At 67.7% G+C, this 14,048-nt stretch carries 10 protein-coding genes; all 10 read left to right on the top strand.

Annotated features, from left to right (window positions below; all coding sequences use genetic code 11):
* Nucleotides 1-12 precede the first annotated feature (12 nt).
* Genes AAHE99_RS17065 through galE form a run of 10 tightly spaced genes read left to right on the top strand, consistent with a single transcriptional unit; the run spans nucleotide 13 to nucleotide 14,034 of the window.
* Nucleotides 13-2,388 carry a heparinase II/III domain-containing protein gene (locus AAHE99_RS17065; RefSeq protein ID WP_342118555.1) on the top strand — a complete coding sequence of 792 codons (2,376 nt, stop codon included), beginning with the start codon at nucleotides 13-15 and terminating at the stop codon, nucleotides 2,386-2,388.
* 25 nt (nucleotides 2,389-2,413) lie between these two features.
* A complete protein-coding gene (locus AAHE99_RS17060) occupies nucleotides 2,414-3,931 on the top strand; it encodes an oligosaccharide flippase family protein (protein WP_342118554.1) in 1,518 nt (505 codons plus the stop codon).
* Entirely contained in the window at nucleotides 3,928-4,902 is a 975-nt protein-coding gene (locus AAHE99_RS17055) for a glycosyltransferase (RefSeq protein ID WP_342118553.1), read from the top strand. The genes AAHE99_RS17060 and AAHE99_RS17055 overlap by 4 nt, the downstream gene beginning before the upstream one ends.
* Nucleotides 4,903-4,905: 3 nt before the next feature.
* Nucleotides 4,906-6,120 carry a glycosyltransferase gene (locus AAHE99_RS17050; RefSeq protein WP_342118552.1) on the top strand — a complete coding sequence of 405 codons (1,215 nt, stop codon included), beginning with the start codon at nucleotides 4,906-4,908 and terminating at the stop codon, nucleotides 6,118-6,120.
* Between the two features lie 12 nt (nucleotides 6,121-6,132).
* A complete protein-coding gene (locus AAHE99_RS17045; protein ID WP_342118551.1) occupies nucleotides 6,133-7,479 on the top strand; it encodes a phenylacetate--CoA ligase family protein in 1,347 nt (448 codons plus the stop codon).
* Nucleotides 7,476-8,543 carry a glycosyltransferase family 4 protein gene (locus AAHE99_RS17040; RefSeq protein ID WP_342118550.1) on the top strand — a complete coding sequence of 356 codons (1,068 nt, stop codon included), beginning with the start codon at nucleotides 7,476-7,478 and terminating at the stop codon, nucleotides 8,541-8,543. The genes AAHE99_RS17045 and AAHE99_RS17040 overlap by 4 nt, the downstream gene beginning before the upstream one ends.
* On the top strand, nucleotides 8,540-10,513 hold the full coding sequence (locus AAHE99_RS17035; RefSeq protein ID WP_342118549.1) for a heparinase II/III family protein: 1,974 nt from the start codon (nucleotides 8,540-8,542) through the stop codon (nucleotides 10,511-10,513). The genes AAHE99_RS17040 and AAHE99_RS17035 overlap by 4 nt, the downstream gene beginning before the upstream one ends.
* On the top strand, nucleotides 10,510-11,820 hold the full coding sequence (locus AAHE99_RS17030; protein ID WP_342118548.1) for a nucleotide sugar dehydrogenase: 1,311 nt from the start codon (nucleotides 10,510-10,512) through the stop codon (nucleotides 11,818-11,820). The genes AAHE99_RS17035 and AAHE99_RS17030 overlap by 4 nt, the downstream gene beginning before the upstream one ends.
* Complete coding sequence (locus tag AAHE99_RS17025) at nucleotides 11,804-13,030, top strand: glycosyltransferase family 4 protein (protein WP_342118547.1); 1,227 nt, start codon at nucleotides 11,804-11,806, stop codon at nucleotides 13,028-13,030. The genes AAHE99_RS17030 and AAHE99_RS17025 overlap by 17 nt, the downstream gene beginning before the upstream one ends.
* On the top strand, nucleotides 13,027-14,034 hold the full coding sequence (gene galE, locus AAHE99_RS17020) for a UDP-glucose 4-epimerase GalE (protein ID WP_342118546.1): 1,008 nt from the start codon (nucleotides 13,027-13,029) through the stop codon (nucleotides 14,032-14,034). The genes AAHE99_RS17025 and galE overlap by 4 nt, the downstream gene beginning before the upstream one ends.
* Nucleotides 14,035-14,048: the final 14 nt, after the last annotated feature.

Genomic DNA, 14,048 nt, shown 5'->3' with positions numbered 1-14,048 from the left:
GGAGAGTATCACATGAAATTCGTTAAATATGGCCTGTTGCGAGCTGCCGTCATGGGCGCTCTTGCCACCTTTGCAAGCACCAGTCACGCCGACTGGGCCGTTTCCACCAATATCGAAGCCATCCGTCCGGCGCCGGACAAGATGCAGCTTCAACCACAGAATCCGCCCGGTTTCTCGTGGTCGCGCTACCCGACGGCGACCGCCTCGACCTGGTACCTGGTGATCATCCAGCCGCCAGCCGCGGCAGCGCCGGTCAAGAAGGTGGTGCCGCGCAACTGGCTGCTGCCGTCCAAAGGCTTCACGGCGGCCGGCATCTATACCTGGAAGGTGGCGCCGTTCACCCGCACCCAGGCCATGAACGATGCCGACGCGGCGGCGCGCGCCAAGGCCAAGGCGGCCGGCGCCACCCTGGCGCAGATCGAGGACGCGGCCAATAATGCCGTGGTGCCGCTGGCCGAACCGGTAGCCAAGGACTGGTCCACGGTGCGCAGCTTCACGCTGGACAGCAGTGCCATCAAGTTCGAAGTGCCGGACAATGCCACCCTGCGCGACAATGTGCTCAAGCATGGCCGCACGCGCATGCTGGCGCCGGGTTTCCTGCCATATCTCAAGTGGACGCCGGCCATGGTGACGGAGCGCGGCGACCAGGTGCGGCGCCTGACCGAGATCGTAACCGGGCGCCTGGCCATGGCGCCGGTGAAGGACAGCGACTGGCCGCTGGTTAGCAGCGGCACCATGACCACCGCGCTCAGCAACCAGAATGCCGATATCCGCAACCGCATCAACCGCACCAGCCACCAGCTGGAATCGGCCTCGCTGCTGTACCGCCTGAAGGTGGGCGACGCCAAGGCGCCGAGCTACCTGGCGGAAGCCATCAAGCGCGGCGACGAGCTGGCGGCGCTCAATCCGAACGGTCCGACCAGCTATGTCAACCAGGACCAGGCCACGCGCGCGATTGCGCTGTCGCTGTCGAAGGCGCTGGACATGCTGTGGAATAACCTGGATGCGGCGCGCCGCGACAAGTGGGAATCCATTATCGGCATCCGCGCCGGCGCGATCTATAACGACCTGGCCAGCGGCATCGTGCGCACCGACCAGTACCCGTATGACTCGCACGCCGGCATGGCGCTCGGCTTCCTGGCCCTGATCGCCACCCTGAACCTGGGCGACGTGCCGCAGGCGCAAACCTGGTTCGACTTTGCCGTGCGCACCTATGTGCACCAGGTCTACACCTGGAGCGGGCCGGAAGGCGGCTACGCCAACGGCACCGCCTACGCCCAGGCCGCGGCCGACTATTCGGTGCAGCTCTGGGACCCGCTCAGCCAGGCGCTGGGCGTGTCGGTCTACCGCAAGCCGTGGTCGGACGGCTTCCTGCGCTTCATGGCGCACTTCGTGCCGCCGGGCACGCCGACCCATGTGTTTGGCGATGGCCACGAGGACGTGCCGAACACCTACCTGCTGAAGGCGTTTGCGGCGCGCTTCAACACGCCGGCCGCCAAGTGGTATTTCACCAGCATGAGCGGGATCGAAGACCCGCTGACCATGCTGCAGGCGCCGTCGCCGCTGCCGGTCAACACCGTCAGCACCGCCGCGCCGCCGCCCAATGCCGCCATGTACCCCAGCATCGGCTGGGCCGCCATGCACAGCTCCCTGGCCGACATGAAGCGCACCTCGCTGTACTTCAAGTCCAGCCCATGGGGCGCCTATAACCACAGCCACGGCGACCAGAATTCCATCGTCCTGAACAGCGGCGGCAAGCGCCTGCTGATCGAGGCCGGCTATTACGACTGGTACGGTTCGCCGGTGTGGGGCAGCTGGTACCGGCCGACCAAGTCGCATAACGCGGTGACCTTCGACAATGGCGTGGGGCAGGGGGTGGATGGCAATACCATCAACCTGCAGCGCAACGGCAAGCTGACCGGCTTCTCGACGTCGTCCACGCTCGATTACGTGGAAGGCGATGCGACGCCGGCCTATGCCGGGGCGCTGACGCTGGCGCGGCGCAAGGTGTGGTACCTGCGCGGCCTGGACGCCGCCGTGGTGATGGATACGCTGACGGCGCCGGTGCCGCACTCCTTCGAGTGGAACTTCCATGCCGCAGTGGCGATCGCGCCGCAGTCGGATGGCAGCGCCACCATCGTCAACGGCGACCGTTCGCTGTGCCTGCGTTCGATCACACCCGGCACCACGCTGATCAAGCGCACGGGGCCGGCGCCGCGCACCGGCATCGAGGACCATGCGGCTTTCACGCGGCCAGCGGCCAGCAAGGCGGAATTCCTGGTCCTGCTGGACGTGGGATGCAAGAAGCCGACGGTGTCGCTGACCACCGGCACCACCAGCCGCACCCTCACCGTAGGTGGCCGCACCCTGACGCTGCCATTGCCATAAACCTGCCGGGGGACTGAGCGATGCCATGACCGCACCTTACTCGGGACCCCAGACGCGGCGCAATATCGTCGCTTTCCTGGTGGGTAAAGTGCCCACCGCCGTGCTGACAGCCTGCATCCTGGGGCTGTCGGCACGCGTGCTGCCGGCCGCCGAATTCGGCTACTACGTGACCGCCATGGCGGCCATGGAACTGGTGCTGGGCCTGTCGAACTTCGGCCTGGACTGGCTGCTGCTGCGCTTCATCCCCGAATACCGTCTGCGCGGCACGCGGCGCGGCATGGTGCGCCTGCTGGCTGCGGTGCTGGGCTTGCGCCTGCTGCTGTTGGCGGCCATCGCCGGCGCCTTGCTGCTGGCGCCGCGCTGGCTGCCGGCCGGTGCGCCCGCCGGCCAGCTCGACGTGCTGGCGCTGCTGCTGCTGGTCGAAGGCGCGCTGCGCCTGCTGCGCGACAACACGCTGGAAGCGCTGGCGCTGCAAAGCCGCATGCAGGCGGTCAATGTGCTGCGCGGCGTGTTGCTGCTGGCCGCCCTGGCCATGCTGCCGGCGGCGACGGCGCGCTGGCTGCTGCTGGCCGAAGTGCTGGCCAGCGTGGTGGCGCTGCCGCTGGCTGCCGCTTGCGTGCTGCAGGCGCTGCGTGGCCTGCCGCAGCGGCCAGCCGATGGCTGGCGGGCGCCGGGCGCGCGCCAGCTGGCGGCCGTCGCCATCAACAACTACGCCAGCGGCGTGGTGGAATACCTGTATTCGCCGTCCAGCCTGATCCTGCTGATGGCGCGCAGCCAGTCGCCGGAAGCCATGGCCGGCCTGGGCTTCGTGCTGCGCCTGACGGACATCATCCGCAACTACCTGCCCGGCATGGTGATTTTTTCCGTGGTGCGGGCGCGCATGATCGGGGCATACGCCGCCAACCGCGACTATCCCGAATTGCAGCGCTGGGCGCACTTCGTCTTCAAGCTGAGCGCATTGAGCCTGCTGCCGGTGCTGGCGGCCGCCCTGGTGTATGGCGGCCTGCTGCTGCAGCTGGCCAGCGGCGGCCGTTTTGGCGAGTACCACTGGCTGTTTGCCGTGCTGTGCGGCTGGCTGGCGCTGCGCCTGCACCGCCTGATCCTGAGCGTGGTGTGCAATGCGCTCGGATTGAGCGGCATGTGGGCGCTGGCCTCGCTGTGTTCGGCCCTGCTGCTGCCACTGCTGTACTGGCTCGGCGCGCCGCAGCTGGGACTGTGGCTGGTGCCGGTGGCGCTGCTGGGCAACGAGCTGGTGGTCAATGGCCTGGCGGTGGCCGGCATGCAGCGGCGCGGCCTGGCGTGGCCGCTGGGCCTGCGCTGGTGGGGGCGGGCGCTCTTGGCGGCGGCCGCGGCGGCGTCGGTGGCCTGGCTGGTGCCGGGGCGCGATGCGGCGGCAGCGGCGGTGGGAACGCTGCTGTTGTGCGCCGTGTTTGCAGTCGCGCTGCTATTGTCCGGTGCGATTGATGCGATGGATCGCAAGCTGATCAACCGCGCCCTCGGCCGCCAGTTGCTGCGCGAGGCGCCCGACGGGAGTCCCGTATGAACCATGTGCTGCTGTCGCAATCCGGCATTTACCGCGATATCACCGAATACCTGCAAGCGCGCGGCGCGCGGGTGACGGTGGTCGGGCCGGACAGCAGCGGCATGCGCAGCAAGGGCGCCATCGTGCGCGCCATGCTGTCGCCGCGCCTGTGGCGCTGCGTCGGCCTGTGGACGCGCCAGGACCGGCTGCTCGTCGTGGGCTGGCAAGCCTTGCCGATCCTGGCGCTGGTCAAGCTGCGCCTGTTGCCGCGTCCCGCGCGGCTGCTGGTGATGGCCTGCTTCGTGCACGGCCAGCGCGCGCGCCGCATCACCGACCGGCTGCTGCGCATGCTGCGCCTGCCGGGGCTGGGCTTCATCGCCTTCTCGCCGGGCGAAGCGCGCCACCTGGTGGAGCAGCTCGGCATGGCGCCGCAGGACGTGTTTTGCCACCTGTGGCGGCAGGAGCTCGATGGGCGCGCCGCGCCGCAGGCGGGCGGCGGCGGCATCTTTGCCGGCGGCTTCTCCAACCGCGATTACGACCTGCTGCTGGAGGCGGCCGAACCGCTGGCCGAGCCGCTGGTGATCGTGGCCTCGCAGCACAACCGCATCCGCCCGCCTTCACGCGACAGCACGCGCATCCTGCGCGACTTGCCGGAAACCGAATTCGAAGCGCTGCTGGCGCGCAGCACGGTGGTGGCGATGCCGCTGCGCGGCGCCGGCGAGGCCTGCGGCCAGAGCGTCCTGCTGCGCGTGCTACGGCACGGCAAGCCGCTGGTGGCGACGCGCCATGAGGCGATCGAAGCCTACCTGGGCGCCGACTATCCGGGCTTTGTGCCGCACGACGACGTGCAGGCCATGCGCCGCGCGCTGGCCGGCGCCCTGGCGCAGCCGGCCCAGCGCGAAGCGCTGGCGCAGCGGGTGCGCCAGGCCGCCTCGCAACTGGCCGGGCGCGGTGAACCGGGCGCGGAAATTGAGCGCTTTTTGCTAGGATGAGCCATGGCTCGCCCACTCCGCATCCTGCAGCTGGTACCTGAGCCGTTGCCGACCTTCCGCGCCGACGTGGCGACCCTGTTCGGCAAATACCTGCCGCGCCATGGCGTGCAATGCCACCTGGTCGGCAAGGGCAGCCAGGCGCCGCCCGATAGCCAGGGCTTTGCTTCGCTGCGCCGTTCCCGCACCGGTGCGCGCTGGCGCAGCGAACTGTCCTTTGCCTGGCTGTGCCTGCGCGCCTTGCTGGGCATGCGGCGCAGCGAATGCGATGCGGTGCAGGTGCGCGACATGGTGACGATCGGCCTGCTGGCGCTGGCCATCGCGCGGCTGAAGGGCATCCCGATGGTGTACTGGGTGTCCTACCTGATGAGCGAGGGCCGCATCGAGCGCGCCCAGGCCGAACTGGCGCGGCGGCCATCGCTGCGCGCCAGGCTGGTGCTGCTGAAGGGCAGGGTGGAGGCATGGCTGCTGTACCGCGTGGTGCTGCCGCGCGCCGACCATGTCTTCGTGCAGAGCGAGGCGATGGCGGAGCTGATGCGCGCGCGCGGCATCGCGGCGGAACAGCTCAGCGCGGTGCCGATGGGCGTGGACATGGAAGTGCTGGCGCCGGGCATGGCGCCGCGCGCCTGGCCGGGCTGGGAGGGGCGGCCGGTGCTGGCCTACCTCGGTACGCTGGACCGCGCGCGCGGGCTGGAGCGGCTGTTCGATGCGCTGGTGCTGCTGCGGCGCGCGCGGCCGGATGCCTGCCTGCTGCTGATCGGCGGCGCACCGCAGCAGCAGGATGTGGCGGCGCTGCTGGCGGCGGCGCGCGAGCGCGGGCTGGCCGATGCGGTGCAGGTGACCGGCTGGCTGCCGCCGGCGGAAGCCTGGTCCTACCTGCTGGCGGCGCAGGCGGCGGTGTCCTACGTGCCGCGCGGCGCGCTGTACGACGTCAGTTCGCCGACCAAATTGCTGGAATACCTGGCGCTGGGCGTGCCTTGCGTCGGCAACGATATTCCGGACCAGGCGGCGGTGCTGGCCGCCAGCGGCGCCGGCTGGTTGTCGGCCAGTACGGCGGAAGCGATGGCGGAAGCGCTGCAGGCCATCCTGAGCGACCCGCAGGCGGCGCGCCGGCGCGCGGCGGCGGGCCCGCAGTTCATTGATGCAGTGCGTAGTTATCGCGTGCTTGGCGCTGCGGTGGCGGAACGATACCGGGCGGTGCTGGGCGCGCAGTCAAGCTGATGGGAGGCGGTGATGCTGGCCGGATTGCGCAAGGAATTCCTGTACGGCGGCCGGGCGCTGGTGCGCGACAATGCGCTGAGCCAGCGCCTGGTGCATAAGCTGCGCGCACACGAAACGCTGGATGAGGAAGGGTTGCAGGCGATGGGCGACCGCCTGCTGCACCGCAGCCTGCAGGCGGCAATCGACAAGCTGCCGTATTACGCGCACATCACGCGCGACTTCACGCCGCGCGAGGCGCGGCAGGCGCTGCGCGAGCTGTTCCCGGTGGTGGACAAGACGGCCCTGCTGGACCATCCGCAAGCCTTGTACCCGAACGGCGGCGTCAAGCGCCCCTGGCAGGCGCTGGGCAAGACCAGCGGCACCACCGGCTCGCCGCTGGTGGTGTTCCGCAGCCTGCAGTCGGTACAGATGGAGCAGGCCTTCATCAAGCGGCACTGGACCTGGGGCGGCTATTTCGACGGCATGCCGCGCGCCACGCTGCGCGGCGACCTGGTGACGGAGCTGGAGCGGCAGGAGCCGCCGTTCTGGTTCGAGAACCGCTATAACCGGCAGCTGCTGCTGTCGTCGCGCCACCTGACCGACCAGTGCGTCGACGCCATCATCGGCAAGCTGCGCGATTATGCGCCGGCCATGATGCAGGCCTATCCCTCCACCGCCTACACGCTGGCGCTGCACCTGCGGCGGCGCGGGCAGGCGCTGGAGATTCCCTTCCTGTTCACGGCGTCCGAGCCCTTGTATCCGCACCAGCAGGAGCTGATCCGCGAGCACCTGGCCGACAAGATCCTGGACATGTACGGCATGGCGGAGCGGGTGGCGTTTGCCACGCAGTGCGAGTACGGCTCGCTGCACGTCAATACCGACTATTCGCATGTGGAGATCCTGGACCAGGACGGCGAGCCGACCGACGGCTACGGGCAGGTGGTCGGCACCACGCTGCATAACCTGGCGATGCCGCTGGTGCGCTACCGCCTGAGCGACCGCACGCGCTGGAAGCCGGGACGCTGTCCGTGCGGGCGGCCGTTCCCGATGATCGAACCGGTGACGGGCAAGTTGGAAGACCGCATCACCGGCGGCGACGGCTCCGAGATCAGCCCTTCGGTGCTGACCTTTGCCTTCAAAGGCGTGGAAAACGTGCGCAAGTCGCAGGTGGCGCAAGTCGGGGCCGGGCACTGGGAGCTGCGGCTGGTGCCGGACCTGGGCTTCACGCAAGCGGACCAGGACAAGCTGCTGCACAACATCCACCACCTGGTCGATCCCACGGTGCGGGTCAGCGTGGTGCTGCGCGATGCGCTGCCGGATACGGCGGCCGGCAAGTTCCGCTGGGTGGTCAATGAATGGCAGGACGGGCGGCGCACATGAAGCAGATCGTGATGCTGGGAACCGGCATGGACACCATGGGCGGTATTGCTTCCGTGGTGCGGGTGTACGAGCAGGCCGGCCTGTTGCAGCGCTACGGCGTGCGCTACCTCGCCACGCATTGCGATGGCAGCGCGTGGCGCAAGCTGCGCGCCATGCTGGCGGCGTATGCGGCGTTCTGCGGACTGCTGCTGCGCGGGCGGGTGGGGCTGGTGCATGTGCACCTGGCGTCGCGCGCCAGCTTCTGGCGCAAGTCGGGCTTCCTGCTGCTGGCGTTCGCGGCAGGTGTGCCGGCTATCCTGCACCTGCATGGCGGCGGCTTTGCGCGTTTCTATGGCGACGAGTGCGGGCCGCTGCGCAAGCGTTTCGTACGCTATGTATTCCAGCGCAGCGCGCGGGTGGTGGTGCTGTCGGAAGGCTGGCGGCAGTGGGTGCAGTCGATGTGCGGGCATCCCGCCGTGGTGTGCGTGCATAACCCGGTGTTCGTGCCGCCTGCCAGCGCCTGGGAGACGCGCCAGCGCGGGACGGTGCTGTCGCTGGCGCGCCTGGGGCCGCAAAAGGGCAGCTTCGACCTGCTGCAGGCGGCGGCGCAGGTGGCGCCGCAGGTGGGCGCGCTGGAATTGCGCCTGGGTGGCGATGGGGAGCTGGAGGCGGTGCGTGAGCGCGCCGGCCAGCTCGGCATCGCGGCCCAGCTGAATTTGCTGGGCTGGGTGGCCGGGGAGGGCAAGCAGCGGCAGCTGGCGCTGGCCAGCCTGTTTGCCTTGCCGTCCTACCATGAGGGGATGCCGATGAGCGTACTGGAGGCGATGGCGGCCGGGATGCCGGTGCTGGCCACCACGGTGGGCGGCATCCCGGAGGCGGTGGCGGACGGGGTGGAGGGCTTCCTGGTGGCGCCCGGCGATGTCGATGCGCTGGCGGCGCGCCTGCGGCAGCTGCTGCAGGACGATGCGCTGGCGCGGCGCATGGGCGCGGCCGGGCGGCGCAAGGTGGAGGCGATGTTCAGCACCGAGGCGGTGCTGCCGCGCGTCGAGCAGATGTACCGCGAACTTGGCTTTGCACCGCTATGACGGCGCTGGCGTGGAAACTGAACCGCTTGCGCCTGATGGGCGGGGCAGAGATTGCGTGGCGCGTCCAGCAGCTGGTGCGCCGCAAGGCCGGCGCGATCGGCCTCGGCCTCGCGCGCCGTCCGCCGCCGCCCGCGCTGGAGCGCTTCGGCGCCCCGTTCCTCGCCGGCGCTCCGCCCGCGCGGGACTACGGCGCGCTGTACGCGGAGGCGGAGGCATTGCTGGCCGGGCGCTGGAACGTGTTTGCCTTGCGCGGCGCGCAGCTTGGCTTCCCGCCGCAGTGGAACCGCGACCCGAAGACCGGCACCGTGGCGCCGATGCTGGCGGGACCGTCGATCGACTACCGCGACGCCGGCCAGGTGGGCGACATCAAATACCTGTGGGAGCCCAGCCGCCACCTGGAACTGGTGACGCTGGCGCAAGCCTGGCGCGCGAGCGGCGAGCGGCGCTTTGCCGAAGGCGCGCGCAGCCTGCTGATGTCCTGGCTCGACCAGTGCCCCTACCCGCAGGGCGTGCATTGGGCCAGTGCGCTGGAGCTGGGTGTCCGGCTGCTGAACTGGTCGGCTGCCTGGCAGCTGCTGGGCGATGCGGTCGATGCTGACTGGCGCGAGCGCTGGCTGCGGGCGGTCTACCAGCACTGTCATTTCATCAGCCACCATTTGTCGCGCCATTCCTCGGCCAACAACCATTTGCTGGGCGAATATATGGGCCTGTTCATCGCCAGCTTGCAATGGCCTTGCTGGCCGGAGAGCCGGCACTGGCGCGCGCTGGCGCAGCGCGGCCTGGAGCAGGAAGGCCTGGCGCAGAACCATGAGGATGGCGTCAACAAAGAGCAGGCCATCTATTACCACCACGAAGTGATGGACATGATGCTGCTGTGCCACCTGGCGGCGCACGCCAATGGCGTGCATTTCACGCCCGCCTGGCTGCAGCGCCTGGAACGCATGGCCGGCTTCCTGGCGGCGTTGATGGACGCCAGCGGCAACGTGCCGATGATCGGCGACGCGGACGATGCGCGTATGCTGCGCCTGGGGGAGGCGTCCGGCGCAGCGGCGCCATACCGCTCACTGCTTGCCAGCTGCGCGCTGCTGTTCGGACGCGCCGACTTCAAGGCCAAGGCAGGCCAACTGGATGAACGCAACCGCTGGCTGTTCGCCGATGCCGAAACGCGCTGGCAAGCCATCCCGGCGGCGGGACCCGGCCCTGCCGGTCCGCAGATGGCCTTCCCGCGCGGCGGCTATTACCTGCTGGGAAAGGATTTCGATAGCGCGCAGGAAGTGCGCATCGTCATCGATTGCGGCCCGCTGGGCTACTTGTCGATCGCGGCGCACGGCCATGCGGACGCGCTGGCATTCACCTTGTCGGCCGGCGGCGAGGAGCTGCTGATCGACCCCGGCACCTACGCTTACCATACGCAGCGCGCGTGGCGCGACTACTTCCGCAGCACGGCCGCGCACAACACGGTCGAGGTGGACGGCCAGGACCAGTCGGAAATCGGCGGCAACTTCATGTGGCTGCGCAAGGCGCACGCGCAACAGTTGCTCCACATGCCGCATGGAAGCTGCCAATTCTTTGAGGGAAAGCAAGACGGCTATCTGCGCTTGCGCGATCCTGTGCTGCACCGGCGCAGCATCGAATACGATTCCAATCGGAACGCGGTGCTCGTCAAAGATATCCTAGAATGCACTGGCGAGCACGAGGTAGCCCTGCACTGGCATTTTGCCGAAGGCTGCCGCGCCGAAACCGATGGGCACACGCTGCACATCCGCGCGCGCAGCAAGGGGCTGCGCATGGCATGCAGTTTCGGCGGCGCGCCGCAACTCTTCTGCGCCAGCACGGCGCCAATTGCGGGCTGGGTCTCGCGCAGCTTCGACAGCAAGACCGGCAGCACGACTGCCCGGTGGCGCGGGAAGATCCACGGCACGACGACGATCGAAACCGAGATCGCCATTTTGGAAGGAGCGTCATTGTGAAGATCAGTATCTTTGGCATGGGCTACGTAGGGGCGGTGTCGGCAGGCTGCCTGGCGGCGGAAGGGCACAGTGTGGTCGGCGTCGATCCGAACCGTACCAAGGTGGGCCTGATCAATGAAGGACGCACGCCCATCATCGAAAAGGACATCGGCGAGATGATCGCCGCCGCGGTACGCGATGGCCGCCTGCGCGCAACGGAGAACGTGCGCGATGCGGTGATGGACAGCGAGATCTCGCTGATCTGCGTCGGCACGCCGTCGCAGCTGAACGGCAACCTGGACCTGAGCGCGGTGCGCAAGGTGTGCGAGCAGATCGGCGCGGCCCTGCGCGAGAAGGAAGGCTTCCACGTTGTGGTGGCGCGCAGCACCATGCTGCCCGGCTCGATGCGCGCGCTGGTGATCCCGGCGCTGGAGCAGGCGTCCGGCAAGCGCGCCGGGACCGACTTTGGGGTCTGCAGCAATCCGGAATTCCTGCGCGAAGGCACGGCGGTCCATGACTACCACCACCCGCCCAAGACCGTGGTGGGCGAGACCGATGAACGCTCGGGCGACCTGCTGCTGCAGCTGTATGGCGGGATGGACGCGCCGGTGGTGCGCACCGACGTCGAGACGGCGGAGATGGTGAAGTACACCGATAACACCTGGCATGCGCTGAAGGTCGATTTCGCCAATGAGATCGGGAATATCTGCAAGGCGGTCGGGATCGACGGCCACGAAGTGATGGAGATCTTCTGCAAGGACACCAAGCTCAATCTCTCGCCCTATTATATGAAGCCCGGCTTCGCCTTCGGCGGCTCCTGCCTGCCGAAGGATGTGCGCGCGCTGATCTACAAGGCGCGCCAGCTGGACCTGGAGCTGCCGCTGCTGAACGCCATCCTGCCATCCAACCACAAGCAGGTGGAGAAGGGCTTGAAGATGGTGATGGAGAAGCCGGGCAAGAAGGTCGGCATCCTCGGCTTTTCGTTCAAGGCCGGCACCGACGACCTGCGCGAGTCGCCCCTGGTCGACGTGATCGAGCACCTGATCGGCAAGGGCTACGAGCTGCGCCTGTACGACAAGAACGTGAAGCTGGCGGCGCTGACCGGCGCCAACCAGGACTACATCATGAACATCATCCCGCATATTTCGCGGCTGATGGTCGATTCGATGGAGGCGGTGCTGGAGTTTGCCGACACGGTGGTGATCGGCAACGGCGCGCCGGAATTCCGTTCAGTACCCGAGCGGCTGCGGCCCGGACAGCACCTGGTGGACCTGGTGCGCGTCACGGAGAAGCAGAGCGAAGGGGCGTACGATGGCATCTGCTGGTAAGCGCCGTGTCCTCATCATCGTCGAAAACCTGCCATCGCCCTTTGACCGGCGCGTGTGGCAGGAGGCGACGACCCTCAACGCCAACGGCTACCAGGTAGCGATCATCTGCCCGACCGGCAAGGGCTGCGAAGAACGCTACCAGGAGCTGGACGGCATCCACATCTACCGCTACAAACTGCCGATGGAGGCGGAAGGGGCGCTGGGCTATGCCCTGGAGTATTCAGCCGCGCTGTTCCACAGTTCGCGGCTGGCCTGGAAGGTGCTGTTCCGCCATGGCTTCGACGTGATCCACGCTTGCAACCCGCCCGACCTGCTATTCCTGGTCGGCGGCTTTTTCAAATACGCGCTGGGCAAGCGCTTCCTGTTCGACCACCACGACATCAATCCCGAGCTGTATGAAGCGAAGTTCGGGCGGCGCGACGCGTTCTACAAGCTGATGGTATGGCTGGAGCGCCTGACTTTCCGCACCGCCGATGTGTCGATCGCCACCAATGAATCGTACAAGCGCATCGCGGTCGGCCGCGGCGGCATGGACCCGGACAGGGTGTACGTGGTGCGCAGCGGCCCCAAACTGGACCGCCTGCGCGTGCTGCCGCCGGTGGCGGCGCTGAAGCAGGGCCGGCGCTACCTGGTGGGCTATGTCGGCGTGATGGGGGCGCAGGAGGGCATCGACCTGCTGCTGCAAAGCGTGCGCCACATCGTCCACATCATGGGCCGGCACGACGTGCATTTCGGCCTGGTGGGCGGCGGCACCTCGCTGGCGCAGATGCAGGAACTGGCGCGCGGCCTGGGTGTGTCGGACTATGTGACCTTCACCGGCCGGGTGCCCGACCAGCAGCTGCTGGAAATGCTGAATACGGCCGATGTCTGTGTCAATCCGGACGTGGCGAACGAAATGAACGACAAATCCACCATGAATAAGATCATGGAGTATATGGCGCTGGGCAAACCTATAGTACAGTTCGACTTGACCGAGGGCAGGGTGTCGGCGCAGGAGGCTTCGCTGTACGCGGCGAAGAACGACCCGGTCGACATGGCACTGAAAATCGTTGAACTGCTGGACGATCCGGAGCGGCGGGCGCGCATGGGCGCGTATGGCCGCAACCGGGTGGTCAATGAACTTGAATGGGAATACGAGGCGCCCAAGCTGCTGGCGGCCTATGAGTGCCTGTATTCCGCCCCCGCGCTGATCGCAAAGGAAGCTGAATGAGGATTCTGGTAACTGGTGGTTTGGGCTATATCGGCTCGCATACGGTGGTGGAGTTGATGGCAGCCGGCCATGATGTGGTGGTGGTGGACAACCTGAGCAATGCCGATATCTCGGTGCGGCGCCGCGTGCAGCAGATCACCGGCCGCGAGTTCACCTTCCAGGACGCCGACATCCGCAACCGCGCCGCCATGCAGGCCCTGTTTGCGACGCACCGGATCGACGCCGTGGTCCATTTTGCCGGGCTGAAGGCGGTCGGCGAGTCGGTGCAGCAGCCGCTGCGCTATTACGACAATAATGTGGGCGGCAGCGTGGTGCTGTTCGAATGCATGGCGGAGGCAGGCGTCAAGACCCTGGTGTTCAGCTCATCGGCCACGGTGTACGGCGATCCGGCCAGCGTGCCGATCACCGAGGATTTCCCGCTGTCGGCCACCAATCCCTACGGCCACAGCAAGCTGATGATCGAAGACATCCTGCGCGACACGGCAAAGGCCGACAGCGGCTGGCGCATCGCCCTGCTGCGCTACTTCAACCCGGTCGGGGCGCACGAGAGCGGCTTGATCGGCGAAGAACCGAACGGCATTCCGAACAACCTGCTGCCCTATGTGGCGCAGGTGGCGGTGGGGCGGCGCGACGTCCTGAACGTGTTCGGCGGCGACTACCCAACCCCGGACGGTACCGGCGTGCGCGATTACATCCACGTGGTGGACCTGGCGCAAGGCCATGTGAAAACGCTGGACAAGCTGGCGACGGCCGCCGGCATCTTTACCTACAATCTCGGTACGGGGCGCGGCAACAGCGTGCTGGAAATGGTGCGCGCCTTTGAGGCTGCCAGCGGCAAGCCCGTACCCTACAGAATCGTCGCGCGCCGGGCCGGGGACATTGCCGAGTGCTATGCCGACCCGCGCCTCGCCGAGCGTGAACTGGGCTGGAAAGCGCGTTATGATGTGGCAAGAATGTGCGCCGATGCCTGGCGCTGGCAAAGCTCAGGCCACAGCGCCGGCTAAGAAAGGAAAACCCA

It is taken from the genome of Pseudoduganella sp. OTU4001 (assembly GCF_038440195.1).
Lineage (GTDB): Bacteria > Pseudomonadota > Gammaproteobacteria > Burkholderiales > Burkholderiaceae_D > Rugamonas.
This window is presented reverse-complemented; position numbering and strand designations above follow the sequence as displayed.

Coding starts and splice junctions, on each gene's coding strand:
- AAHE99_RS17040 (WP_342118550.1), top strand. CDS start 7,476: ATGAAGCAGATCGTGATGCTGGGAACCGGCATGGACACCATGGGCGGT.
- AAHE99_RS17035 (WP_342118549.1), top strand. CDS start 8,540: ATGACGGCGCTGGCGTGGAAACTGAACCGCTTGCGCCTGATGGGCGGG.
- AAHE99_RS17025 (WP_342118547.1), top strand. CDS start 11,804: ATGGCATCTGCTGGTAAGCGCCGTGTCCTCATCATCGTCGAAAACCTG.
- AAHE99_RS17055 (WP_342118553.1), top strand. CDS start 3,928: ATGAACCATGTGCTGCTGTCGCAATCCGGCATTTACCGCGATATCACC.
- AAHE99_RS17045 (WP_342118551.1), top strand. CDS start 6,133: ATGCTGGCCGGATTGCGCAAGGAATTCCTGTACGGCGGCCGGGCGCTG.
- AAHE99_RS17050 (WP_342118552.1), top strand. CDS start 4,906: ATGGCTCGCCCACTCCGCATCCTGCAGCTGGTACCTGAGCCGTTGCCG.
- AAHE99_RS17065 (WP_342118555.1), top strand. CDS start 13: ATGAAATTCGTTAAATATGGCCTGTTGCGAGCTGCCGTCATGGGCGCT.
- AAHE99_RS17060 (WP_342118554.1), top strand. CDS start 2,414: ATGACCGCACCTTACTCGGGACCCCAGACGCGGCGCAATATCGTCGCT.
- galE (WP_342118546.1), top strand. CDS start 13,027: ATGAGGATTCTGGTAACTGGTGGTTTGGGCTATATCGGCTCGCATACG.